Genomic DNA, 24,044 nt, shown 5'->3' with positions numbered 1-24,044 from the left:
TGGTCCTTTCGAAGGGCGGTGGTTCGAGTCTGGCGCGTCGGTCGCGACGGTGCCCGCCGCGACGCGGCGTGTGCCGTGCCGGTCAGCGCCGACGTGGGTCGAGCGCGGCGCGCAGCGTGTCGCCGAGCGCGATGACGGCGAGCACCGTCACGGCGAGGAACGCCGCCGGGGCGATGAGCATGTGCGGGGCCCGGAGGAACTGCGACGTCGCCGCGGACAGCTGCAGCCCCCACGAGATCGCCGGACGCTCCAGCCCGATGCCGAGGTAGGTCAGCGACGACTCGGACACGATGACCCCGCCGACGGTGATGGTGGCGAGCACGAGCAGCGGCGAGATCGACGACGGCAACACGTACCGGGTGGTGATCCGCCACGTCGACAGCCCCATCGTCCGGGCGGCGAGCACGAACTCGGCGCCCCGGACGCTGCGGACGCTCGACCGCACGAGCCGGGCCATCGTCGGCCACCCGAACAGGGCGAGCACGAGCGACACGGTGAGCACCGACCGCTCCCCCACGCTGTTCAGCACGACGACGGCGCCGAGCAGGAACGGGAACCCGAGGAACACGTCGGTGAGCCGGGCGAGGACGGCGTCCACCCACCCGCCGACCATGCCCGCGACGGTCCCGACGACGACCGCGACCATGCCGGCGAGCAGGGTCGTGAGCACCGCGACGGCGATCGACGACCGGGTGCCCCAGACGACGTTCGCGTAGACGTCGCAGCCCTGCAGGTCGAAGCCGAACGGGTGCCCGGCGGTCGCTGACGCCCCGCTCCGGCCGAGGTCGCACACCCGCGGGTCACCGTGGCCGAACAGGCCGGCGAACAGCTGCGGGAACGCCGCGATGAGCAGGACCACCACGAGCACCGACGCGGGCACCCAGAACCCCGGCGTCCGTGCGGCGGCGAGCAGTGGCCGGCGCCGGACCCCGACGACGGGTTCGACGGTGGCGCCGAGGGCTTCGGTGGTCATCGGGAGGCTCCTGTCCGGACGCGCGGGTCGAGGGCGGCGTGCAGCAGGTCGACGAGCACGCTCGTGACGAGGAACACCAGGATGAGGGCGGTCGAGATGCCGACGACGACGGCACCCTCGTGCGAGCGGATGCCCTGGAACAGCAGGTTCCCGACGCCCGGCAGGTTGAAGATGCCCTCGATGATGACGGTGCCGCCCATCAGGTAGCCGAGGTCGGTCGCCAGGTAGGTGGCGGTGGGGATGAGCGAGTTCCGCAGCACGTGCACACCCACGATCCGGCCCGGGGCGAGCCCCTTGGCGCGGGCCGTCCGCACGTAGTCGGCGTCGAGTGTCTCGATCATCGACGTCCGGGTGAGCCGGGACACCGCGGCCAGGCCGAACAGGGCGATCACGAACGCCGGCAGGACGTACGCGGTCGGCCACCCGGCGGTGACGCCCGCGACCGGGAACCAGTGCAGCCGCACCGAGAACACCAGCTGCAGGGCCACACCGAGCACGAACACGGGGACCGCGCCGACGACGATGGTGCCGACGAGCACCGTCTTGTCGAGGACAGTGCCGCGCCTGAGTGCCGAGACCACGCCGAGCCCGATGCCGAGGACGATCTCGAGCGCCCAGGCGCTCAGCGCCAGCGTGATCGTCACGGGCCACCGCGAGGCCATCTGCTCGCCCACGGACTGCCCGTTGAAGTCGGTGCCGAAGTCACCCCGGAACAGGCCGCCCAGGTACTGCACGTACTGCAGCCACAGCGGCTGGTCCAGGTGGTACTCGGCCCGCAGCGCCCGCACGACCGAGTCGGTGAGGGGGCGCTCGCCGCCGAGCGCCTTGATCGGGTCGCCGGGCAGCGCGAACGTCATCGCGTAGATCAGGAAGGTCACCCCGAGGAACACGATGACCAGGCCGCCGAGTCGGCGACCGACGGCGAGCGTCGGACGCATCACGCGCCTCCCGACACGGCCGCCGACACCGGACGGGAGGCGCGGGTCGGGTCCGCCACGTGCGCCGCGCAGGCGAGGATCGCCCCGTACTGCACGCCCACGAGCTTCCCCACCGGGATCGGCTGCGCACCCGTCGACGCGTCCGCCTGCCAGTGCGCGTACCGCTCGGCCAGGCGGTCACGGAGCCGCCGGAGCGGCGCGGACGCCGTGCCGGCGGCCGTCTCCGCCTCGACGGCGCGCAGGAGCATGCCGCCGTAGCGCAGGCGGAAGCAGCGGACGAGGTCCTCGCAGCCGAAGCGCTCCGCGACGGTGGCCGTGCGGTCGGCCGGTTCCCGCTCGGCCCGGCGGCGGTCGGTGTCCGAGATCCCGGCGAGCATCGGGACGAACGCCCGGGAGGCCTCGACGAACGGGGACGGGATCGAGAGCATCGGCGACGCCTCGTCGAGGAACGCCTGCAGTTCCGCACCCGAGGCACCGAGCTCGTCCGCGCACCGGCGGAGCAGATCGGCGTACGACTCGTCGGTCGGGGTCGGGGTCGGGTCGTCGGCGTCGGGGTGGCTCCAGTACGGCAGCTCGGCCACCATGCAGAGAGCGCCGTGGCGCATCGCCCACGCCGCGCTCGACCCGCCGTGGATGTGCTCGCCGGGGTCGACGCCGAGCTCCTCGAGGTAGGCGTACGCCGTCTCTATGCCGTCCATCGCGAACACCGCCGGGGCGAGCTCCCGCAGGTACGGGGACTCCGGCTCCCCGGTGTCGAGCGGCAGCCCGAGTGCGGCCGGCACCGCGTGCAGGGTGTCGACGACGTCGGGCAGATCCTCGGACAGGTAGTAGTAGACGCCGCCCATCTCGCCGTTGTGCAGGCTCACGAGCAGGTCCGGCTCGGTGTCGTCGATGAGCCGCATGAACGCGAGCGTCTCGGGCAGCACCTGGTCGAAGTACACCGACTTGTAGCTGTTCGGGAACGTCCACTCGACCTGGCTGTCCGGCGCGGGCCGGTAGAAGTGCCGCGAGTAGAAGACCCGGTCGTGCGGGTCGTGGAACCACGCCTCGTTGAGCCGCATGCCGTCCGGATCGATCGTCGGGACGATGTGCCAGGTGACGTCGAGCCCGGCCACCCGCTCGTCGCCGAGGGCCGTCTCGGCGAGGTGCAGCGCCGTCCACGAACCGATCGGCTCGTTCGGGTGCACCCCGCCGACCACGACGGCCGCGTGCGACCCGGTGCCGATGCGGTAGCTGTGCAGGGGTTCGCCGAGGCGGCTCGTGCCGATCCGGGTGACGGTGACCCGGTCCGGGTGCGCCGCGGCGAGCGCGGCGAACCGGGTGTGCAGGTCGTCGACGAGCGGGAAGCCGTCGCGGTCGGGGACGTCGCGGACCAGGTCGAGGACGGTGTGCTGCTCCATGCCCGCCCTACTTCACGGCGATCTGCGCGATCACGGGGCTGCCCGCCACCGCCGGCAGCTTCGCGATCTTGTCACTCGTGACGTACGAGTACTTGTCGAAGAAGGTCGGGACGATCGGGAAGTCCTGCAGGACCGCCTCCTGCGTCTTCGTGTAGTACCCGTTCGCCTCGTCCTGCGACCCCGCGGAGTCGGCCTTCGCGAGCAGCGAGTCGACGTCGTCGGACTGGTAGTAGCCGGTGCACGGGGAGCAGCCGCCGGCCGTGGTGAACAGCGCGCGGAGCGTGTTCTGCTGGCTGATGTACAGCGCGCCCCAGTGGCCGAAGTGCGGGCCGGCGACGGTCTTGTCCGTGAGCTCCGAGTAGTAGGACGCCCAGTCGGTGGTGGCCTTCGCCTCGGCGTCGACGCCCAGGTTCTGCCGGATCTGGTTGGCGTACGCCTCGTACAGGGAGTCGAGGCCGGTGCCGCCCGGGTAGACGAGCGTCATGGTGCCGTCGAACCCGCCGGCGCTGGCGAGGAGCTTCTTCGCCGCTGCCGGGTCGAACTCGCAGGCGTCGCCGCAGATGCCCTCCTCGGTGCCGGACATCGACGGTGGGGTCAGCGCGGTGGCCGGGTCGTACAGGCCGCCGTAGATCGCGTCGTTGACCTCGTCACGGTCGATCGACATCGAGATCGCGCGGCGCACGTCGGGGTCGGAGTACCGGTCGTCCCACAGCGGGAACCCGAGGTAGTCGATGCCGGGGGCGTCGAAGGAGTGCAGGCGGTCGCCGAAGTCGGCCTTCGCGCTCGTCATCTTGTCGGTCGGCAGGAACAGCACGTCGGCGTTGCCGGCCAGGACGTCGGTGTACGCGGTGTTCATGTCGGAGTAGCTGCGGAAGGTCACCTCGTCGGTGGCGGGCTTCGTGCCCTCGTAGTCCTTCCAGGCCGTGACGGTGAACTCCTGGTCCGCCTTCCACGCCTTCGTCATCTCGTACGGGCCGTTGCCGATCGGCTTCTTGTCGTACGCCTTCAGGTCGTCGTAGGCGGCCTCGGGCATCGGGTAGAACGCCGTCTGGGCCTGGCTGAGCTGCAGGGGGAACTGGCTGTCCGCGTGGGTGAGCGTGACCGTGAAGGTGTCCTTGCCGGTGACCTTGAGTCCCGACATCTCCTTGGTCTTCGGGGTGCCCTTCGCCGGGTTGAGGTCGGTGTACCCGACGATCCCGGCGAGCTGACCGCTGTTCTCCCACGCGTTCGGGCCGTATGCGACGTGGTTCCACGCCTTCACGTAGCTCTGCGGCGTGACGGCCTCGCCGTTCTGGAACGTCCAGCCGTCCCGCAGCGTGATCGTCCACGTGGTGGCGTCGTCGCTCTCGACGCTCTTCGCCGCCACGTACCGCAGGTCACCGTCGGCATCGGTCTGGGTGAGCGGCGCGAAGACGCTCATCACCTGGTCGAAGGCCACGGTCTGCCGACCCGGGGTCAGGTGGTCGGGCTCGCCGGTCGCGTAGACCAGGCTCGAGGGAGCGTCGTCGTCGGCCGCGCCGCCCGCCGAACAGCCGGTCGCCACCAGTGCCAAGGTTGCCGCCGCGGCCAGCGCGGCGATCGTCCTGCGTCGCATGATCTCTCCTCGATCGGGTGCGGCCGGATCCCTGCCCGGTCGTCGTGGTGGGAAAGCTAGGACGGTTCGAATCCCGACCACAAGACTTCTTTCAATGCGCTCTGAGAGTTTTACCGCGCAGAAACACTGACGAAACGACACCCGTCGCGCGACCGAGCCCGTTGTGCCACGCTCGGAACATGCGCCACACACCGCACTTCCTGATGACCGACGTCGACGAGGTCCGACGCCTCATCACCGGGAACCCGTGGGCGACGATCGTGTCGCACACCGCGGCCGGGCTGGTCGCCTCGCACTACCCGGTGCTGCTCGAGACCCCCGGCCCCGACGACGACCCGGACGCACTCGTCCTGGTGTCCCACGTCGGCCGCCCCGACGAGGTCGCGCACGAACTCGGACAGCACGAGGTGCTCGTCGTGTTCCAGGGTCCCCACGGCTACGTCTCCCCCGCCTGGTACCCGCCGGAGCAGTTCGTGCCCACCTGGAACCACGTCACCGCCCACGTCTGGGGCACCCCCGAGATCCTGTCCGACGACGAGAACTTCCGGGTGCTCGGCGAACTCGTCGACCACTTCGAGCACGTCATGCCCTCGCCGGTGTCGTTGCAGATCGACGAGGAGACCGCCCGCCGGATCGCGAAGGGCACCGTCGGCATCCGGATCCGCGTCACCCGGTTCGACGCCCGCGCCAAGCTCTCGCAGAACAAGGCTCCCGAGGTGATCGACCGCATCGTCGACGGGCTGCGGGGCGACGGCCCCTACGCGTCGCCGGCGCTCGCCGACGAAATGGAGCGAGCGCACGCTGCGCGTGTCGACGACCTGGAGGAACGGTGAGCGAGATCCTGCTGCGCACCGTCCGGCGGGTGGGCACCTCCGGGGCCCCTGCCGACGTGCGCGTCGTCGACGGCCGGGTCACCGAGATCGCGCCGACCGGCACGCTCGACCCCACGAGCGTCGACACCGACGTGGTCGAGGCCGTCGGCGCCTGGCTCGGCCCGGGGCTCCGCGACCACCACACGCACTTCGACCAGTGGGCGCTCGTCCGCCGCCGTGTCGACGTCACCGGCTGCGACTCCGCCGAGGCGACCGCCGACCTGCTCGCCGCCGTCGCGCGGACGGGCGTGGCGGACCGCGTCCTGGTCGGACACGGCTACCGCGACGGGATGTGGCCGCGCCCGGCACGACGCGAGCTGCTCGACCGTGCCGCACCGGGCCTCCCGGTCGTCGTGATCAGCGCGGACCTGCACGCGGTGTGGTGCAACGCGCTCGCGCTCGCGCACTTCTCGGCTGCTGTCGGCCGCCCGCTCGAGGCGGGCGAGGACGGGGTCTTGCGCGAGCAGGACGCGTTCGACGTGACCGGTGCGCTGTCGCAGGTGCCGGACGACCTGCTCGACGCCTACGTGGCGGACGCTGCCGAGGCCGCGGCGGCCCGTGGGGTGACGGGCGTGGTCGACCTCGAGATGCGCTTCGGGCTCGACCGCTGGCGCCGCCGGATCCACGCCGGTACCGACGCGATCCGGGTCGCGTCCGGGGTGTACCCGGCCGAGCTCGACGAGGCCGTCACCCGGGGTCTGCGCACCGGCGACGTGGTCGACGGCACGCGGGGCCTGCTCACGATGGGGCCGTTCAAGGTGGTCACCGACGGGTCGCTCGGCACCCGGACCGCCGCCATGACCGACGGCTCCGGCGTGCTCGCCTGGCCGTTCGAGGAGCTCGTCGCGATCATCCGCCGTGCCGTCGACGCCGGACTCGTCCCTGCGATCCACGCGATCGGCGACCGTGCGAACACCCTGGCGCTCGACGTCTTCGAGACCGTCGGGGTCCGCGGCACGATCGAGCACGCGCAGTTGCTCGTCGACACCGACGTCGACCGGTTCGCCCGGCTCGGGGTCGCCGCGTCCGTGCAGCCCGAACACGCCATGGACGACCGGGACATCGCCGACCGGCACTGGGCCGGGCACACCGACCGGGCCTTCGCCTTCGCCTCGCTCGCCCGGGCCGGAGCGCGCCTGCTGCTCGGGTCCGACGCTCCGGTGGCGCCGCTCGACCCGTGGGTGTCGATGGCGGCGGCCGTCGGACGGGACCGCGACGGGCGGGACCCGTGGCACCCGGCCGAACGGCTCTCGGCGCTCGTCGCCTGGCAGGGGTCGACCGACGGGCGGGTCGGGGTGTCCGTCGGCGACGTGGCGGACCTGGTGCTCGTCGAGTCCGATCCGCTGGCGGCGCCGTCCGCCGCACTGCGCGGCATGCGGGTGCTCGGGACGGCCGTGGCCGGGCGGTTCACGTACCGGGAGCTGTGACCAGGAGGGCGGGCGGCTGCGTCTGTGCCCCGTGGGCTACTTCTGGTCCTTCGGGCACCAGTAGAGCTTCCGGCCGGCCATGTCGGCCATCCGGATCTCGGTGCCGCACACCCGGCACGGCTCGCCCTGCCGGTGGTAGACCCAGTGCCGGTCCTTGCGGGAGCGCAGGGCCTTCTTGTGGTCGGCCTCGGACAGGTCGTCCATCGTCATCATCAGGCCGTCGCGGACGCCGTCGTGCAGCAGCTTCGACCAGTCGGCCCAGAGCGCCTTGGCCTGCTTGACGGTGATCTTCTTGCCCGGCTTGTACGGGTCGATGCGCTGCCGGAACAGCAGCTCGGCGCGGTAGATGTTGCCGATGCCGGCCACGACGGACTGGTCCATGAGCAGCTGCCCGATCGCGACGTTCCGACGGCGGACGTTGTCGACGAAGGTCTTCTCTGCCTCGGGCCCGTCGTCGTTCATCGGGTCGGGGCCGAGCTTGTCGAGCGCGCGCTGCACCTCGGCCGGGGTCTCCACCACGCACGCCGTCGGGCCGCGCAGGTCGGCGACGGTGTCCTCGGTGAGGATCCGCACCCGGACCTGGCCCACCGGGTCCGGCGGGAAGGACTCGATCGGGTCCTCCGCCTTCTCCTGCTCGGCCATCCGGTAGCGGGCGAGCCGCGGTGCGCCGATCGAGCTGAGCGACTCCTCGCGGTCGTCGTCGTCGGACAGCGCCTCGGCCGTGGAGATCACACCCGCGAAGTCCCACGCCCCGTACAGCCCGAGGTGGACGCGGAGGAACAGGTCGCCCTCGAACTCCAGGAACATCTGCTTCGCCACCGCACGCGCGGCGATCATGCGCCTGCCGTCGAGCTGTGCGGCCCCGGCGGCGAAGCGCCCCTGGGGGCTCGACACCTCGCAGCGCTTGCCGACGAAGTGCCGGGTGAACTGGTTGGCGATGCGGTGGACGGAGTGACCCTCGGGCATGACTACCGTTCTACCCGGTACCCCTGACGGGCCGGACTACGCATCGATCTGGCGGCCGGCGATCAGCCCGGTGGTCTCGTACTCGGCGAGCTGGGCGATGCGGCGGGCGTGACGCTCCTCGCCGGAGAACGGCTCGGCGATGAACAGGTCGACGAACCGGATCGCCTCGTCCTCGGTGTGCTGGCGTGCGCCGATGGAGATGACGTTGGCGTCGTTGTGCTGACGGGCGAGCAGCGCGGTCGATTCGTTCCAGACGAGCGCGGCACGGATGCCCTCGACCTTGTTGGCAGCGATCTGCTCACCGTTGCCGGAACCGCCGAAGACGACACCGAGCGCCTGGACACCGGCGCGCTGGTCCTGCACCACGGCGTGCGCGGCGTTGATGCAGAACGAGGGGTAGTCGTCGAGCGCGTCGTACTCGGTCGGGCCGTGGTCGACCACCTCGTGCCCGGCTTCGGTCAGGTGGGTTGCGAGGGTCTTGTTGAACTCGAGGCCGGCGTGGTCCGTTCCGAGGTGGATGCGCATGGAACCGATCATATTCCTGCGGCTCCGGGGCCCGGACCACCACGGACTACGGCGCGCGGACCACCACGACGAGGTACCGGGTGGGGTCCTCACCCGGGTTGCGGTAGACGACGTCGGCGGGGTCACCGAGCTCGATCCGGTCCCCCGCCGCCAGGCGCGTCGGCTCGCCGCCGACGACGACCTCGAGCACGCCGGCGACCACCCAGATGCAGTGCCGCAGGAAGGCGTAGGCGGACGCCGGGTAGGCCACCTCGCGGCCGGCCGGGAGGCGCACCTCGGTGACGTCGGCGGGGAACGTCGCGCTCGAGACCGGACGGCGGCGGTACCCGGTGTCGGGATCGGTCCAGGAATCGGCGGTCGCGCCGCGCTGGACCCCGCGCGCCTCGTCGGGATCCGTCACCCTGGGCACCTCGTGCTCCAGGGCATCGTCGAGGAGCTGCGAGATCGTCAGGCCGAAGGCACCGGACAGACGACCGAGGATCGTCGCGGTGGGGCTGGAGACCCCGCGCTCGACGCGGTTGATCATCGCGCGGGAGACGCCGGACTCCTCGGCGAGCTCGGTGAGGCTCCACTTCCGCTCGGTGCGGAGCCGCTGGAGGCGTTCACCGAGCGCCCGCTGCTCGGCGACCGAGGTGTCGTCGGCGCCGGTTGCGGGATCGGGGTGCTCGTCGTCTACGATGTGAGACATGACGACAGCATATGCGACGAACGGGGTCGTGATCCGCGACTGCGCCCCGACCGACCTCGACGTCGTGCACGCCCTGCACGTCGACGCCGTCCTGCACTCCACCGCCATCTGGCAGGACACCCCGCACCCGCGTGCGTACTTCGACGGGTGGCTCGCCGAGCGGCAGGGAGGCGGGTACCCGGTGGTCGTGGCCGAGGTCGACGGCACCGTGGCCGGGTACGCCACGTACTCCCAGTGGCGGCCGCACCAGGGGTACCGGCTGACCGTCGAGCACAGCGTCTACGTGGTCGAGACGTTCCGCGGCCGGGGCATCGCGACGACCTTGATGGCCGAGTTGGTCGCGCGCGCCACCGCCGAGGGGCGGCACGTCATGATGGCCGGGATCTGCAGCACCAACACCGGGTCGATCGCCCTGCACGAACGCCTGGGGTTCACCACGGTCGCGGTCGTCCCCGAGGTCGGACGCAAGTTCGACCGCTGGCTCGACCTGACGATGATGCGGCTGCCGCTCGTCTGACCGTCAACGGTCAGTCCGTGCCCGGCATCGGGACGTCCAGGGGCGGTGGCGACGGTCGGAACGGCGGCGCGGTGTCACCGTGCGCGATCGGACGGTGGTCGGCGAACCAGGAGTACGCGACCGCTTCGTCGGCTTCGGCCGGACTCTCGTCGAGGCAGTCGTTGCACCGCGCGTGCCAGCCGGCCTCGTCGTGCCAACGGTGTGGATGGCCCTTGGCGACCCAGTCCGGCGACCACTTCACGTCGAAGGCGTACACGATCTCAGCGGCGATCCCCCACGCGAGGTTCTTGAGTGCATCGTCGCCGATGCCCTTGTCCCACGAGAGCCAGCCGTTGCGGAGTTCCTCGAAGACGTTGTCCGCGAGCAGCTCGTGGTTCTTGTCGCCCCACTCGTCGCTCGAGGACCGCACGACGACCGCGGGCACGCTCGGGGTCGTCGCCGGCCCAGCATCGCTCGCCCGGTCGTCCCTGGCCTGGTCGGCGCTGTGGGTCCGCGCGTACCGCTCGCCGTCCGTCGTGTTCATCAGCCAGACCGAGTTCGCGAGGTCACCGTCGGACTCGCCGGCCTGGGGTGCGCTGACGTAGCGTTCCCGGACGGTCGCAATCCGGTCAGCGGCGCTCCGCTCGGGTTCGATGAACGCAAGCTCCGAACCGGCACGGACGAACATCCCGCTCGTCAGGAGACCCCGGCGGAGGCCGATCTCGACGGACCGAAGCGCCATCGCGCGGGCTCGGGTGCCGTCGGGTTCGCGGTCGGTCCGCGCCATGCGGTGCAGTGCACGGAGGTCGGTCGCGCACCCGTTCCGGTTGAACTCCGCAAGGTCGAGGAGCAGCTGCTCTTCCGGCGTCCGCGGCGCTGGCTCCGGGCTCGGCGCGAGGCCGACGTCGTGCCGGACACTGCGCCGCTGCACCCGGGGGTCCTCGGCCTCAGCGGGCGGGACGACGTCGATGTACGCCTCGTGGCCGGGCAGTGACTCCCGCATCGCTGCGATGGAGCCGTCCGGCATTGCGCGGACCTCCTCGGTGGGGAAGGGGACGTACTCGAGGCCGGCGTCAGACAACGATCTCGTCTCCGTGTTCTTCGATGACGTTGCCGTCCTCGTCCCAGATGCCGTCATCCCGTGCGAAGGGGTCCAGACCGGCGGCGATCCGTCGGGCACGCTCGGCTTCGAACAGGGCATCTCCCTTCGGCGTGTCCATGATGTAGCAATCCCAGAACGGGACCTCGACGTCGCCCGGCTCGAGCGTGTAGACAGCAGCTACTCGTTCGACGATCTCGTCAGGCGTGCCCTGCCACTCGTCCCAGCCGGCACGTCCGGGCCCGTCCGGCTCGTACGTGCCGACGGACAAGAGTCCCTCGGCGAGGAGACGGCGAAGGTTGTCGAGTACCCATTCGCGCGTCTCCTCGCGGGGACGATGTCGTTCGATCTCGAACGTCGATGCCCAGCCCCAGAGGTTCTCGCCCGTTCCGTTGTAGGTCGTCGCAAGGACGTAGTAGGTCAGTTCGTTCATTCGAATCCCTCTGGTTTTGCGTCATCGGGCAGTAGCAGGGCAGTGGCTCCTGCATCGCCGCGATGGAGCCGTCCGGGAGCGCACGGACTTCCTCAGCAAACAGGGCAACGTACTCAAGTCCGGCGTCAGACAACGATCTCATCGCCGTGTTCTTCGATCACGTTGCCGTCCTCGTCCCAGACCGAACGAAGTCGCGGGACAGTGTCCTCACCCGCGAGCTCGCGCCGCGATCGCTCTCGTTCGTACAGCTGCGCACCGGTGTCCGTCCGCATCAGGTAGCAGGCCCAGTGCTGCACCTCGTCAGGAGCGAGATCGACCATGTAGATCGACGCGACTCTGTCGACGACGGCTTCGACGCTCCCGGTCCACGTCTCCCAGCCGGCACGCCCACCACCGTTCTCCTGGTAGTCGCCGACACACACGAGATCACGCTCGAGCAAGCGGGCGAGTACGTCGAGGAGCCACTCGCGAGTCTCGTTCAAAGGCCGATGGCGTCGCTTCTCGATGTTGCCGGTCCACGCCCAGAGGTTCTCGCCGGTCCCGTCCTGAACGGACGCCAGGCAGAAGGAGGTGAACTCGTTCATCAACATCATCCTTCCGGCATCGCGTCGTCGGGCAGGTCAGGGCATGGAGCCGTGCGGCATTGCACGGACTTCCCCAGCAGGGAAGGGGACGTACTCGAGGCCAGTGTCAGAAAACGATCTCGTCCCCGTGCTCCTCGATCACGTTGCCGTCCGCGTCCCAGATCCCTCCGAAGTGGTCGTCGACATGCGCCCAAGGATCTTGCCCAGCGGCCTGTCGTCGCGCTTCCTCCGCCTCGAACATGGCCACCCCGTGTGGCGTTCCCGTCACCAAGAGGTTCCACACCGTGTCGGAGCGCCCGTATCGCGCCGCTGCCCGTTCAACGAGCTCAGCGACGTCACCGCTCCAGTTCGACCACACGCCTCTGCCCGCGGCGTCGGCTTCGATCGACCCGAGGCCGACCAAGTCCGCTTGGAGCAGGTCCCGGAGGTAACCGAGGACTCGACCCTGCACGATCTCCTCCGCCTCGTGCGTCCTCTCGGCGATACCGATGTGCCACCCGTACAGTTCCGAGCCGACCTCATCGGACACATCAGCGAGTAGTTGGTATGTCAGCTCGTTCAACGGTGTTCCTCCGGTAGGTCGTGTCGTGGAGATCCCTTGGGCAGGTGGATCTTGTACTTGCTCTTCCCACCGGCGTTGATCTCGATGGTGGGTCCGCCTGACTGACTGTCTGGACGCCACTGCACCCGAGAGCCGTCAGGGAGTTCAACCGAGGTCGAATCAGGAGCTCCGCCGTCCATGGGTCTGCCCCCACGGGTGAGCTCCTTCCAGATGTCGACGAGTTCCTCCGGGGTGTCAACCTCGCCTACAGGTTTCTTCTTCGGCACCCGGCCGTACTTCCGCGCGTGTTTGATGGCTTCCGCGCCGGTCATCGGCCCGACCACGTCGGTCATGATCCCGGCGCCACCCGCGACCTCGCGGGGCTTGCCCGTGAGCGGATCGTGCGTCCAGGCCCACGCGTCCTGGTCCGCCTGCGCCATACGCTGCCGCATGGCATCGGCCGGGGTCTGCTGCTTCGTGTCCCCGCTGAGGCCGAACAGGATGCCCAGCAGCCCGAGCGCCGACAGTCCGCCGACGGCGCTGCCGGTACCGGCAGCGGTCCCACCAGCAGCGCCGAGCCACGGCCACGGGAACTGGAAGGGTGCGGAGGGGAAGCCCGGAAGCGGCATCGGCGCCACGAGGCTCGCGGTGCGCACGTCGGTCTCATCCCCGGCGAGGCCGGCGGTCGAGTCACCGCCGGCGATGGCCCGGATCTGCGAAGCGAGTCGCCGCTGCCAGTCTCGCCACTGTTCGTTCCAGTCCGAGACCGCCGCCCGGAGCGTCGCGTCCTCGGCAGCGAGGCCGGGGACCTTGTCCCACGACGTGCTCGAGTCCGGCGGCTCGGGCAACGCGGCGTCGTGACGTTCGACCGCGGCGTGGAGCCCGCCGGCGAACGACGCGATCCGCTCGATCAGTGCGGCTCGTCGCGTCTGGAGCTCGGCGAAGTCGAAGGATGCCCGATCGACGATTTCGTGCAGGCGCTCGGCGCTCTCGGCGAGCTCGGTCGCGACGGCGGTGGACCGGTGGGTCATGGCGGGCATCGCGGCGGTGACGCCGGCCATCTCGAACACCGCCGGCATGGTGGACCAGGAGTGCTCCCCGTCCGATGCGGCGCTCCGCACATCGCCGGAGGCAGCGCGGAGGTCATCGGCGGCGGCCAGTACGGAACCCATGTCGAAACGTATCTCGTCGAGCGACGCCGCCGAGACCGCACCGCTCATCCCTGCACCGCGTGATCGGCGGTGCTCGCCATCTGGCCGTCCGCTTCGTCGACGGCAGCGAGCGCGATCGTCCCAACCGCGCTGACCGCCTGGAGGTGCGTGCCGATCCTCGACGCTGTCTCGGTGCGCCCCGACGCGAACGACCGCAGCGCCGCTGCGATCTCCGGCGATCCGCTCGCCGCTTCGGCGAGCGCGTCGAGCGCTCGCGTGACCTCGCCCGCACGTCGGCTCACGCCGGATGCCGCCGTGCGCACGTTCGCCACGGTCCTCGCGGACGCCGCGCGGTCGACGCGGTACGACTCCCCCATGTGGATCCCCATCCCCTGATACTTCACCGGCCGGAAGTGACCGTAGCAGGGACTGGAGGCGCGGTGCCAGCCCGCGCCGCGCCTCCAGTCCGTCAGTCCGTGGTGTCGAAGATCGGACCGACGGTGCGGGACCGCTTCAGCTCGAAGAAGGCGGGGACCTTCGCGACGGCGACGACGCCGTCCCACAGGTCGAGCGCCTCCTGGCCCTTGGGCGCCGGGGAGATGACCGGTCCGAAGAACGCGGTGCCCTCGACGGCGATGACCGGCGTGCCGACGTCCTGTCCGACGCGGTCGATGCCGTCCTGGTGGCTGGCGCGCACGGCGGCGTCGACCTCGTCGGTCCAGGCGTACTCGAGCAGGTCGGCGTCCAGGCCGAGCTCCGCGAGCACGGCGGGGACGACCTGCTCCGGGTCGGACTCCTGGCGGTGGTGGATGTGCTCGCCGAGGGCGTCGTACAGCGGCTTCACGACGTCCTGGCCGAGCCGGAGCTTCGCCGCCGTGACGATGCGCGGGTAGACCTGGCCGGCGTACAGGCGCTCCTTGTAGCTGTCCGGCACGTCCTGGTCCTCGTTGAGGACGAACAGGCTCATCACCTTCCACGTCACGTCGAGGTCGCGGTGCTCGGCGACCTCACCCACCCAGCGGCTCGTCATCCAGGCCCAGGGGCAGTTCGGGTCGAACCAGAACTCCACGGCGGTGCGCTCGGTGGTGGTGTCGGTCGGGTTGTCCACAGTCGTCTCGGTCACGATCCGAGCGTACGCGGCGTCGCTAGGCTGGAGCCCATCGTCCCGCCGGCGCACGACGCCGTCCGGGGCCCCGTACGCGGACACCGATCGTCCGCGTCCCCAGCGAAGATGGAGCGTTGCGTGCCCGGAGAGAACCTCACCCGAATCGAAGCCCAGGAGCGCGCGGCCGTCGTCGCCGTGCAGACGTACGACGTCGAGCTCGACCTGACCCGCGGTGCAGAGAGCTTCGGCAGCACCACGCGGGTGCGCTTCACCGCCACCGCCGGCGCATCGACCTTCATCGACGCCATCACGAAGACCGTGCACTCGATCACGCTGAACGGCACGGCGCTCGACGTCGCCGCGGTGAACGACGGCGTGCGCATCCAGCTCGACGACCTGCAGGAGCAGAACGAGCTCGTGGTCGTCAGCGACGCGCTGTACACGAACACCGGTGAAGGCCTGCACCGCTTCGTCGACCCGGTGGACGACGAGGTGTACCTGTACTCCCAGTTCGAGGTCCCCGACTCCCGCCGCATGTTCGCGGTGTTCGAGCAGCCCGACCTGAAGGCCGAGTTCTCCTTCACCGTGACGGCGCCGTCGCGGTGGCAGGTCGTCTCGAACTCCCCGACTCCGGAGCCGCACGTCGACGGCGACGTCGCGACCTGGGCCTTCCCGCCCACCGCGCGCATCTCGAGCTACATCACCGCGCTCGTCGCCGGCCCGTACGAGGTCGTGCGCGACGAGCTGACCAGCCGCGACGGCCGGACGATCCCGCTCGGTGTGTTCGCGCGCAAGTCGCTCGCCTCGTACCTCGACCCCGAGTACGTGTTCGACATCACGAAGAAGGGCTTCGCGTACTTCGAGGAGAAGTTCGACGTCGCCTACCCCTTCGACAAGTACGACCAGCTGTTCGTGCCGGAGTTCAACGCCGGTGCGATGGAGAACGCCGGCGCGGTCACCTTCACCGAGACCTACGTGTTCCGGTCGAAGGTCACCGACGCCATCAAGGAGCGCCGGGTCGTCACGATCCTGCACGAGCTCGCCCACATGTGGTTCGGCGACCTGGTCACCATGAAGTGGTGGAACGACCTGTGGCTCAACGAGTCCTTCGCCGAGTGGGCCTCCACGATCGCCACGGCCGAGGCCACCGAGTGGACCGAGGCCTGGACCACGTTCCAGGCGATGGAGAAGTCCTGGGCCTACCGCCAGGACCAGCTCCCCTCGACGCACCCGATCGTCGCGACGATCAACGACCTCGAAGACGTCCAGGTCAACTTCGACGGCATCACCTACGCGAAGGGCGGCTCGGTCCTCAAGCAGCTCGTCGCCTGGGTCGGCATCGACGCGTTCTTCGCGGGGGTCTCCGCCTACTTCAAGAAGCACCACCACTCGAACACCGAACTCCGCGACCTGCTCGTCGAGCTCGAGGCGACGAGCGGCCGTGAGCTGACCGAGTGGTCGAAGCTCTGGCTCGAGACCGCGGGCGTCAACACCCTGCGTCCCGAGATCGAGACCGACGAGTCGGGTGCCATCACGTCGTTCACCGTCCTGCAGGAAGCCCCCGCCGACTACCCGACGCTGCGCCCGCACCGTCTGGCGATCGGCGTGTACGCCTTCCGGAACGACGAGTCCGCGCCGTTCGGTGCTGACACGGCCTCGGCCGGCGGCAAGCTCGAGCGGGTCCATCGCGTCGAGATCGACGTCGACGGTGCCCGCACCGAGGTGCCCGAGCTCGTCGGCGTCCAGCGCGGCGACCTCGTGCTGCTGAACGACGACGACCTGGCCTACGCCAAGATCCGTCTCGACGAGCAGTCCCGGCGCACCGCGATCGAGCACCTCGCGTCGATCGCGAACCCGCTCGCCCGCTCGATCGTCTGGGGTTCCGTGTGGGACGCCACGCGCGACGCCGAATCCCCGGCCAGCGACTACGTCCGCCTCGTGCTGGGCAACATCGCGACCGAGACCGAGTCGACGACCATCCGCACGACGCTCTCGCAGCTGCTGCTCACCGCACGCAACTACGTGGCACCGGCCTCGGTCGAGGCCACGGTCCGCACCGTCGGCGACACGCTCTGGCAGCTCGCGTCCTCGGCCGAGGCCGGCTCGGACGCGCAGTTCCAGTTCGTGAAGTTCTTCGCGCAGATCCCGTCCACGCCCGAGCACGTCGCGACGCTGCAGGGTCTCCGCGACGGATCGGTCACGCTCCAGGGCCTCGAGATCGACACGGACCTGCGCTGGGAGCTGCTCGAGGGCCTCGTGCTCGCGGGTGCTGCGGACAACGCCGAGATCGACGCCGAGCTCGCCGCGGACAAGACCGCGTCGGGCGAGCAGGCCGCGGCCCGCGCCCGGGCGACGATCCCCACGGCCGAGGGCAAGCTGGCGGCGTTCTCGTCGCTGGTCGACTCGTCCGAGCTGCCGAACGCCATCGTGCGCCAGACCACGGTCGGGTTCCAGCACGTGAACAGCCCGGTGCTGCTCGAGGGCCTCGTGCCGAAGTACTTCGAGGTGCTCACGCGCATCTGGGCCGAGCGCAGCTACCACATGGCGGACACCATCGTCTCGGGCCTCTACCCGGCGCCGCTCGCGTCGGCCGAGCTCCGTGACGCCGCCGCCGCGTGGCTCGAGGAGCACCCGGAGACGCCGGCGCTGCGCCGCATCGTGTCCGAGAGCCTCGCGGGCACCGAGCGCGCGCTCCGGGTCCAGGCCGCCGACGCCTGACCCCTGCTCTGATCCGGCGGGGTCTTGGTGTTCCTCCAGGGACGCCGAGGCCCCGCCGCTTAGCATCGACCGGATATGAACTTGGCTGCAGACTCCACCGACGTCCCGAAGTGGGCCTCCAACACCTTCACTCAGTTCGTCGACGCGTGGCACATCCCGATCACGATCGTCATCACGATCCTCGCGGCGATCCTCGTGCGCGTGTTCCTGCGGCGCATGATCAAGCAGGTCGTCGACCGGGTCGTGAACGGCGTCAAGAAGCGCCAGGGCGCTGAGGACACGCAGGCGCTCATCGCCTCGCCCGTGCAGACCGCCCGGGTCGTGCAGCGGACCCGGACGCTGGGCAGTGTGCTCGAGAACCTGGCGACGGTCATCGTCGTCGTCATCGCGCTGGCGATCATCATCCCGGTCGCGATCCCGGACGCCGCGGTCGGCATCGTCGGTGGCGCGTCCCTCGTCGCCGCCGGTCTCGCCGTCGGCGCCCAGTCGATCGTCAAGGACCTGCTGTCCGGCGTCTTCATGATCCTCGAGGACCAGGCCGGCGTCGGTGACGTCGTCGACACCGGTCAGGCCACGGGCGTCGTCGAGAACGTCGGGCTGCGCGTCATGCAGATCCGCGACGTGAACGGGATCCTGTGGTTCGTGCCGAACGGCCAGATCCTGCGCGTCGGCAACCTGTCGCAGGGCTGGTCGCGCGTGCTCGTCGACATCACCGTGCCCTACGACACCGACATCGACGCCGTGCAGGACGCCCTGCTCAAGGCCGCCGTCACGATGTCGCAGGAGTCCCGCTGGCGGCAGCGGATCGTCGAGAAGCCCGAGATCTGGGGGCTGCAGTCGATCACCGACGCGGGCATGGTCTTCCGCCTGGTCGTGAAGACCCGCGCGTCCGAGCTCGACGTCGTCGGCCGGGAGCTCCGCACCCGCCTGAAGCACGCCGTCGACGAACTCGGCATCACCCTGCCCGCGATGGCGATGATCATGCCCGAGGGCTGGGAGAACGCCACCTCGATCAACGGCCTGCGCACCGTCCGGACCCAGCCGACCCCGGCACCCACCAAGCCCCGGCGGACCAAGCGCAACATCCTCGGGCAGCCGATCCGCACGGACGACCCCGACAGCGGGAAGGACCCCCGATGACCGACCCCACACCCCCGAGCGGCACGGGCGGGCCCGGAGCGCGCGGCTCGCTCGGCATGCCCGGCTCCCCCGGCGCGAACGGCTCCGTCGGTGTCCCGGCGCAGCCGATCACCCTGCGCGTCGGCGAGCACGGCGCTTCGGCCACAGGTTCGCTGTACGAGCGGATCGGCGGTGCCCCCACCTTCGACCGGCTCGTCCGGCGCTTCTACGAGGGCGTGCAGCAGGACGAGGTCATCTGGCCGATGTACCCGGCCGACGACCTCGAGGGTGCGATCTGGCGCCTCTCCGCCTTCCTGCAGCAGTACTGGGGCGGCCCGGGCACCTACAGCGAACAGCGCGGGCACCCCCGCCTGCGGATGCGGCACAACCCGTTCCGGATCACCTCCGAGGCCCGGGAACGCTGGCTCCACCACATGCACGAAGCGGTCGAGTCGCTCGAGCTCGCGCCCCTCGACGAAGCCGAGCTCTGGGGCTACCTCGACCGCGCCGCCCACGCGATGACGAACACCTTCGACTGACGCGCGCCCGGCGCGACGCCGGCGCGGTGGACACCGCCATGGCGGACGGGAGGCCCGTGGCGGCGCCGCCACGGGCCTCCCGTCCGCCGCTCCCCGCGTTCTCGTGCCCGCGGGACGTCGGCGTCTTCGGACAGCGCGTCTCAGCGCACGTACGAGCCGGAGATGAGGTCCTCGACCAGGGACGGCCGCGACGGACGCCAGCCGAAGGCCGACCGGGCGTGCGCGCCGGACGCCTCCTGGTGCAGCAGCAGGGCGTCGGCGTAGTCCCGCCCGAGCCGGTCCCGGCTCGCGTCGACGCTCTCGGCGACGACCGGTGCGCCGTGGGCCCCGGCTTCGGCGACCTGACGGACGGTCGGGTTGTCCCCGGTCGCGGCGACGATGTACCCGTCGGGCTCGCCGCGGTGCAGCGCGAGGACGTAGAGCTCGCCGAGGTCGTCGACGTGCACCGTCGTCCACCGCTGGGAGCCGTCGCCCACCAGCCGCACCGGCTGCTCGCCGTCGCTGACGAACATCGCCGGGATGCCGGCGCCGCGCCCGTACACGATGCCGGGGGCGACGATGGTGCTCCGCACGTCGCTCGCCCGCAGCAGGGCCTCGTTCGGTCCGCGCCAGGCGGTCAACGCCGGCGGGTCAAGCGGCGACTGCTCGGAGATGTCCGTCGAGTCGCCGAAGGTGAAGATCCCACCGGTGTGCACGAACGGCTTCGGGGTGCCGGCCAGGGCGCCGATCGCGGTGCCGATGAAGTCCGGGTCGACGCCGGGCGCCGATGCCGTGTGGACCACACCGTCGCTCTCGTGCAGCAGCCGTTCGACGACGTCGGTGTCGGTGACGTCGCCGACCAGAGCCCGACCACCGGCGTCACGGACGTGCTGGGCCTTCTCGTCGGTCCGGACGAGTGCGGTGACCTCGTCGCCGTGGGCCACGAGGGAGCGGAGGACGGAGGAGCCGATGTAGCCGGACGCGCCGGTGAGGAAGACGTGCATGCGGCCAGCCAACCACGGCGGCCGGGCGGCGTCGCCGACGTCGGCGTCGTCGCTAGGAGGTCAGGGTCCAGGCGCGGCGTTTCACGAGCACGTGGCCGCGCGAGGTCGTGAGTCGGCTCCACGGACCCGTCTCGAACAGGCGGACCGGGTCGTGCCCGAGGAACCCGAGGCTCTCGCCTGCGAAGCCCGCACCGGCGGGCAGGTGTTCGACGCCCGGGACCGGTCGGCCCCAGACCTCGGCACGGATCCGCCGGACGATGGCCTCACCCGAGTTGGACGGCACCGCGTCGGCGACCTCGGCGATGCCGTCGCGGGTGGCCCGGCGGAGGAGTTCCGGGGAGACGTCCGGCAGCGGCACCCAGCCACCGCGGGGCGGGGAGATGGCCGCCCACGTCACGGTGTGCACCTCGTGCGGCAGCTCGACCTCGATCGGGGTGGCCCGCGTCGGGTCGGCACCCTCGGCGTGTTCGGCGTCCTGCGCCTCGGCCAGCAGGCGGAGGCGCTCGAGGAGCGACTGCAGCGGGACCACGGTGTCGATCGACGCGGGCTCGGTGAGCGAGAACGTGCGGAGCCCGAGCACCGTCGGCAGTTCGTCGAGCAGCCCGAGCGGGTAGAGGATCGCCGTGTAGACGGCCAGGACGCCGGAGTCGGCGATGAGCCGGACCGAGCCGTCCTCGATCCGAGCGGCACGTCCGAGGTACGTGCGGAGGTCACCGAGTGAGGCGGCGTCGGGAAGCGTGAACGAGTTGCCCATGTCGTCCTCGATCCTACCGGCCATCGGCGCCGCGCAGCCTGGGCGCGACGACCTGCGACGGCGGCGGGCAGCCGTTCGTAGACTGCACAGCGTGAACGGCGAACCCGACTTCCTGCGGACCCTGCGACTCGAGGACACCGGTGCGAGCACGGGCGAGACGATCCTGACCGGTGCCAGCCACTGGTCCCCGGGCGGACGGGTGTTCGGCGGCCAGGTCCTGGCGCAGTGCATCGTCGCCGCGCAGCGGACGATCGAGGGACGCGACGTCCACTCGATGCACGGCTACTTCCTGCGGCCCGGCGACATCGACGTGCCGATCACCTTCGGCGTCGAGCGCATCCACGACGGCCGGTCGTTCGCGGCCCGTCGCGTGCAGGCCTACCAGCGGGGTGTCCCGATCTTCTCGATGATCGCGTCGTTCCAGGTGCCGGACACCGGCATCGAGCACCAGGACCCGTACCCGGTGGACACCCCGGACCCGGAGTCGCTACCGTCGGCCGCGTCGATCCTGTCCGCGATCGACCACCCGGTCGCACGTGCCTGGGCCGCGCGGTCCATCGACCTGCGACACGTCGAGGGCCCGGTGTTCGTCGACGTGCAGGGCGAGCACGTGCCGCACCAGGCGGTCTGGTTCCGGGTGCAGGGCGACCTGCCGGATGACCCGGCGCTCCACCGTGCGGTGCTCGGGTACGCGAGCGACCTGTCGATCCTCGAGCCGATCATGCGGCGGCACGGCGTCGCCTGGGGCACCCCGGGGGTCAAGAGCGCGAGCCTCGACCACGCCATGTGGTGGCACCGCGACGGTCGCGCCGACGAGTGGATCCTGTACACGCAGGAGTCCCCGAGCGCGCAGGGCGGACGGGGACTCGCGTTCGGCCGGATGTTCTCCCGTGACGGCAAGCTGCTGGCCACCGTCGCCCAGGAGGGCATGATGCGGGTGCCTACGGCCGGCTGAACTGCACCGGTTCCTCGAGGTAGCGCTCGCACGCGGCCCGCTCGGTGTCGGTCAGCCGACGCGGACGGTTCGTCGCCGCGTCGACCATCACGAGCGCCGTCGTCGCCCGGGTGTACAGGACGGCGGGGTGCTGCCCCGCCGGCGACCAGACCTCGTACGAGACGTCGATGCTCGCACCCCCGAGCCGCCCGATCCACATCTGGATGTCGAGCGGCTGACGGAGGTACGGGATCGACTCCAGGTACTCGAGGCGCTGGCCGGCGATCACCGTCATGGTGCCCGAACCGGGCCGACCGTCGATGATCGGCTCGGGCAGGTCGCCGTCCGGGTCCTCACCCGGGTCCGCACCCCAGAACCCCACGATGCGCGCCTCTTCGAGCAGGCGCAGCATCGCGGAGTTGTTGACGTGACCGTAGGCGTCGATGTCGCTCCACCGCATGCGGATGGGAGCGTGCAGTCTCGCCACGAGGGTCAGTCGCGGGTGAGCTTGCGGTAGGTCGCGCGCCCGGGCTTCGCGGCATCGGCGCCGAGGCGCTCGATCTTGTTCTCCTCGTAGGCCTCGAAGTTGCCCTCGAACCAGTACCAGTTCGGCGTGCCGTCCTCGTTGAGGCCCTCCCACGCCAGGATGTGCGTGGCGATGCGGTCGAGGAACCACCGGTCGTGGGTGATGACCACGGCGCAACCGGGGTACTCGAGCAGGGCGTTCTCGAGGCTGCCGAGCGTCTCGACGTCCAGGTCGTTGGTCGGCTCGTCGAGGAGCAGCAGGTTGCCGCCCTGCTTGAGCGTCAGCGCCAGGTTCAGACGGTTGCGCTCACCACCGGACAGGATGCCGGCGCGCTTCTGCTGGTCCGGGCCCTTGAACCCGAACTGCGACACGTAGGCGCGGGACGGGATCTCGGTCTTGCCGACCTGGATGTAGTCGAGTCCGTCGGACACGACCTCCCACAGGTTCTTGTTCGGGTCGATGCCGCCGCGGGTCTGGTCGACGTAGGAGATCTGGACGGTGTCGCCGATCTTCAGCGTGCCGCCGTCGAGGGGCTCGAGGCCGACGATCGTCTTGAAGAGCGTGGTCTTGCCGACGCCGTTCGGGCCGATGACGCCGACGATGCCGTTGCGCGGCAGCGTGAACGACAGGTCGCCGATGATGACACGCTCACCGAACTGCTTGCGCAGGTGCTCGGCGTCGATGACCTGCGAACCCAGACGCGGACCGACCGGGATGACGATCTCCTCGAAGTCGAGCTTGCGGGTGCGCTCGGCCTCGGTGACCATCTCCTCGTAGCGGGCGAGACGGGCCTTCGACTTCGCCTGACGGCCCTTGGTGTTGCTCCGGACCCAGTCGAGCTCCGAGGACAGGCGCTTCGCGAGTTTGGCGTCCTTCTTGCCCTGGACCTCGAGGCGAGCGCGCTTCTTCTCGAGGTAGGTCGAGTAGTTGCCCTCGTACGGGTACAGGCGGCCGCGGTCGACCTCGGCGATCCACTCGGCGACGTGGTCGAGGAAGTACCGGTCGTGGGTCACGGCGAGGACGGCACCGTGGTACTGCTGCAGGTGCTGCTCGAGCCAGAGCACGCTCTCGGCGTCGAGGTGGTTGGTGGGCTCGTCGAGGAGGAGCAGGTCGGGCTTCTGGAGCAGCAGCTTGCAGAGCGCGACGCGGCGCTTCTCACCACCGGACAGGTGCGTGACGAGTTCGTCCCCCGGGGGGCACTGCAGCGCGGCCATGGCCTGCTCGAGCTGGGAGTCGAGGTCCCACGCGTCAGCGGCGTCGATGTCTTCCTGCAGCGTGCCCATCTCGGCCAGGAGCGCGTCGAAGTCGGCGTCCGGCTCGGCCATGAGCGCCGAGATCTCGTTGAAGCGCGCGAGCTTGCCGTGGATCTCGCCCACGCCTTCCTGCACGTTCTCGAGCACGGTCTTGCTCTCGTCGAGCTCCGGCTCCTGCATGAGGATGCCGACGCTGAAGCCCGGCGTGAGCTTCGCCTCGCCGTTGGACGGCTGGTCGAGACCCGCCATGATCTTCAGGATCGTCGACTTGCCAGCACCGTTCGGTCCGACGACGCCGATCTTGGCGCCGGGGAGGAACGACATCGTGACGTCGTCGAGGATCAGCTTGTCGCCGACCGCCTTGCGGGCGCGGACCATCTGGTAGATGTACTCAGCCATATCTCGATGAGTCTACTGAACCCGGCC

The 24,044-nt window shown here is 70.4% G+C and carries 25 protein-coding genes; 7 read left to right on the top strand and 18 right to left on the bottom strand.

Features of this window, described 5'->3' with window-relative positions; genetic code table 11:
- Positions 1 to 82: 82 nt before the first annotated feature.
- Genes BR70_RS0101785 through BR70_RS0101770 form a run of 4 tightly spaced genes read right to left on the bottom strand, consistent with a single transcriptional unit; the run spans position 83 to position 4,905 of the window.
- Positions 83 to 973: an ABC transporter permease gene (locus tag BR70_RS0101785; RefSeq protein ID WP_027464676.1), complete on the bottom strand. Its 891-nt coding sequence runs from the start codon at positions 971 to 973 to the stop codon at positions 83 to 85.
- Positions 970 to 1,911, bottom strand: a complete 942-nt coding sequence (locus BR70_RS0101780; RefSeq protein WP_027464675.1) for an ABC transporter permease — start codon at positions 1,909 to 1,911, stop codon at positions 970 to 972. The genes BR70_RS0101785 and BR70_RS0101780 overlap by 4 nt, the downstream gene beginning before the upstream one ends.
- Entirely contained in the window at positions 1,911 to 3,311 is a 1,401-nt protein-coding gene (locus BR70_RS0101775; RefSeq protein WP_027464674.1) for a M14 family zinc carboxypeptidase, read from the bottom strand. The genes BR70_RS0101780 and BR70_RS0101775 overlap by 1 nt, the downstream gene beginning before the upstream one ends.
- Positions 3,312 to 3,318: 7 nt before the next feature.
- Positions 3,319 to 4,905, bottom strand: coding sequence for a peptide ABC transporter substrate-binding protein (locus tag BR70_RS0101770; protein WP_027464673.1), 1,587 nt, complete (start codon positions 4,903 to 4,905; stop codon positions 3,319 to 3,321).
- A gap of 179 nt (positions 4,906 to 5,084) precedes the next feature.
- Here BR70_RS0101770 and BR70_RS0101765 point away from each other — a divergent pair, with 179 nt between their 5' ends.
- Together BR70_RS0101765 and BR70_RS0101760 are read left to right on the top strand one after the other, a co-directional pair.
- Complete coding sequence (locus BR70_RS0101765) at positions 5,085 to 5,738, top strand: FMN-binding negative transcriptional regulator (RefSeq protein ID WP_027464672.1); 654 nt, start codon at positions 5,085 to 5,087, stop codon at positions 5,736 to 5,738.
- On the top strand, positions 5,735 to 7,204 hold the full coding sequence (locus tag BR70_RS0101760) for an amidohydrolase (protein WP_027464671.1): 1,470 nt from the start codon (positions 5,735 to 5,737) through the stop codon (positions 7,202 to 7,204). Before BR70_RS0101765 ends, BR70_RS0101760 begins: the two co-directional genes overlap by 4 nt.
- A gap of 36 nt (positions 7,205 to 7,240) precedes the next feature.
- Here the strand turns inward: BR70_RS0101760 and BR70_RS0101755 are convergent, their stop codons facing one another.
- From BR70_RS0101755 to BR70_RS19010, 3 genes are read right to left on the bottom strand one after another with little or no spacing between them, the layout of a single operon-like run.
- Entirely contained in the window at positions 7,241 to 8,170 is a 930-nt protein-coding gene (locus BR70_RS0101755; protein WP_027464670.1) for an Fpg/Nei family DNA glycosylase, read from the bottom strand.
- A gap of 36 nt (positions 8,171 to 8,206) precedes the next feature.
- Positions 8,207 to 8,695 carry a ribose-5-phosphate isomerase gene (locus BR70_RS0101750; protein WP_027464669.1) on the bottom strand — a complete coding sequence of 163 codons (489 nt, stop codon included), beginning with the start codon at positions 8,693 to 8,695 and terminating at the stop codon, positions 8,207 to 8,209.
- 46 nt (positions 8,696 to 8,741) lie between these two features.
- The gene (locus BR70_RS19010; RefSeq protein ID WP_081827181.1) at positions 8,742 to 9,383 is read right to left on the bottom strand and encodes a helix-turn-helix domain-containing protein; all 642 of its coding nucleotides are present in this window, start codon (positions 9,381 to 9,383) and stop codon (positions 8,742 to 8,744) included.
- Between BR70_RS19010 and BR70_RS0101740 the strand changes: the two genes are divergently transcribed.
- Positions 9,382 to 9,900, top strand: coding sequence for a GNAT family N-acetyltransferase (locus BR70_RS0101740; RefSeq protein ID WP_035807625.1), 519 nt, complete (start codon positions 9,382 to 9,384; stop codon positions 9,898 to 9,900). The genes BR70_RS19010 and BR70_RS0101740 overlap by 2 nt on opposite strands.
- Positions 9,901 to 9,910: 10 nt before the next feature.
- Here BR70_RS0101740 and BR70_RS0101735 read toward each other — a convergent pair whose 3' ends face one another.
- The 7 genes from BR70_RS0101735 to BR70_RS0101705 form a co-directional block, all read right to left on the bottom strand.
- Complete coding sequence (locus tag BR70_RS0101735; RefSeq protein ID WP_155896729.1) at positions 9,911 to 10,960, bottom strand: hypothetical protein; 1,050 nt, start codon at positions 10,958 to 10,960, stop codon at positions 9,911 to 9,913.
- Entirely contained in the window at positions 10,953 to 11,411 is a 459-nt protein-coding gene (locus tag BR70_RS0101730) for a hypothetical protein (protein ID WP_027464666.1), read from the bottom strand. Before BR70_RS0101730 ends, BR70_RS0101735 begins: the two co-directional genes overlap by 8 nt.
- A gap of 125 nt (positions 11,412 to 11,536) precedes the next feature.
- Positions 11,537 to 11,995, bottom strand: a complete 459-nt coding sequence (locus tag BR70_RS0101725; protein ID WP_035807622.1) for a hypothetical protein — start codon at positions 11,993 to 11,995, stop codon at positions 11,537 to 11,539.
- A 106-nt stretch (positions 11,996 to 12,101) separates the two neighbouring features.
- The gene (locus BR70_RS0101720) at positions 12,102 to 12,557 is read right to left on the bottom strand and encodes a hypothetical protein (RefSeq protein ID WP_155896728.1); all 456 of its coding nucleotides are present in this window, start codon (positions 12,555 to 12,557) and stop codon (positions 12,102 to 12,104) included.
- On the bottom strand, positions 12,554 to 13,708 hold the full coding sequence (locus tag BR70_RS0101715) for a hypothetical protein (protein WP_155896727.1): 1,155 nt from the start codon (positions 13,706 to 13,708) through the stop codon (positions 12,554 to 12,556). The genes BR70_RS0101720 and BR70_RS0101715 overlap by 4 nt, the downstream gene beginning before the upstream one ends.
- A 44-nt stretch (positions 13,709 to 13,752) precedes the next feature.
- Positions 13,753 to 14,076 carry a hypothetical protein gene (locus BR70_RS0101710; protein ID WP_027464662.1) on the bottom strand — a complete coding sequence of 108 codons (324 nt, stop codon included), beginning with the start codon at positions 14,074 to 14,076 and terminating at the stop codon, positions 13,753 to 13,755.
- Positions 14,077 to 14,156: 80 nt separating this feature from the next.
- Complete coding sequence (locus BR70_RS0101705) at positions 14,157 to 14,810, bottom strand: mycothiol-dependent nitroreductase Rv2466c family protein (RefSeq protein WP_331279957.1); 654 nt, start codon at positions 14,808 to 14,810, stop codon at positions 14,157 to 14,159.
- A gap of 120 nt (positions 14,811 to 14,930) precedes the next feature.
- On the opposite strand from BR70_RS0101705, the gene pepN reads away from it, so the two are divergent.
- The 3 genes from pepN to BR70_RS0101690 all read left to right on the top strand — a co-directional run bounded on the left by pepN (position 14,931) and on the right by BR70_RS0101690 (position 19,168).
- Positions 14,931 to 17,510: an aminopeptidase N gene (gene pepN, locus BR70_RS0101700; protein WP_027464660.1), complete on the top strand. Its 2,580-nt coding sequence runs from the start codon at positions 14,931 to 14,933 to the stop codon at positions 17,508 to 17,510.
- Positions 17,511 to 17,585: 75 nt separating this feature from the next.
- Positions 17,586 to 18,650, top strand: a complete 1,065-nt coding sequence (locus BR70_RS0101695) for a mechanosensitive ion channel family protein (RefSeq protein WP_027464659.1) — start codon at positions 17,586 to 17,588, stop codon at positions 18,648 to 18,650.
- A 56-nt stretch (positions 18,651 to 18,706) separates the two neighbouring features.
- Positions 18,707 to 19,168 (top strand): globin, encoded by a 462-nt coding sequence (locus BR70_RS0101690; protein WP_231495624.1) that lies wholly within the window; start codon positions 18,707 to 18,709, stop codon positions 19,166 to 19,168.
- A 140-nt stretch (positions 19,169 to 19,308) separates the two neighbouring features.
- Here BR70_RS0101690 and BR70_RS0101685 read toward each other — a convergent pair whose 3' ends face one another.
- Together BR70_RS0101685 and BR70_RS0101680 are read right to left on the bottom strand one after the other, a co-directional pair.
- The gene (locus tag BR70_RS0101685) at positions 19,309 to 20,151 is read right to left on the bottom strand and encodes an NAD-dependent epimerase/dehydratase family protein (RefSeq protein ID WP_027464657.1); all 843 of its coding nucleotides are present in this window, start codon (positions 20,149 to 20,151) and stop codon (positions 19,309 to 19,311) included.
- 52 nt (positions 20,152 to 20,203) lie between these two features.
- On the bottom strand, positions 20,204 to 20,929 hold the full coding sequence (locus BR70_RS0101680) for a DUF8185 domain-containing protein (protein ID WP_331279956.1): 726 nt from the start codon (positions 20,927 to 20,929) through the stop codon (positions 20,204 to 20,206).
- A 67-nt stretch (positions 20,930 to 20,996) separates the two neighbouring features.
- Between BR70_RS0101680 and BR70_RS0101675 the strand changes: the two genes are divergently transcribed.
- Entirely contained in the window at positions 20,997 to 21,860 is an 864-nt protein-coding gene (locus tag BR70_RS0101675; protein WP_027464655.1) for an acyl-CoA thioesterase, read from the top strand.
- On the opposite strand, the gene BR70_RS0101670 is transcribed toward BR70_RS0101675, so the two are convergent.
- Together BR70_RS0101670 and ettA are read right to left on the bottom strand one after the other, a co-directional pair.
- A complete protein-coding gene (locus BR70_RS0101670; RefSeq protein WP_035807619.1) occupies positions 21,847 to 22,299 on the bottom strand; it encodes an acyl-CoA thioesterase in 453 nt (150 codons plus the stop codon). The two genes, BR70_RS0101675 and BR70_RS0101670, sit on opposite strands and share 14 nt — an antisense overlap.
- Before the next feature lie 32 nt (positions 22,300 to 22,331).
- Positions 22,332 to 24,017 carry an energy-dependent translational throttle protein EttA gene (ettA, locus tag BR70_RS0101665; protein WP_027464653.1) on the bottom strand — a complete coding sequence of 562 codons (1,686 nt, stop codon included), beginning with the start codon at positions 24,015 to 24,017 and terminating at the stop codon, positions 22,332 to 22,334.
- Positions 24,018 to 24,044 lie beyond the last annotated feature (27 nt).

It is taken from the genome of Curtobacterium sp. UNCCL17, assembly GCF_000686685.1.
Lineage (GTDB): Bacteria > Actinomycetota > Actinomycetes > Actinomycetales > Microbacteriaceae > Curtobacterium > Curtobacterium flaccumfaciens.
The sequence above is the reverse complement of the archived record's forward strand: the minus strand, read 5'-3'. Positions and strand labels throughout refer to the sequence as shown.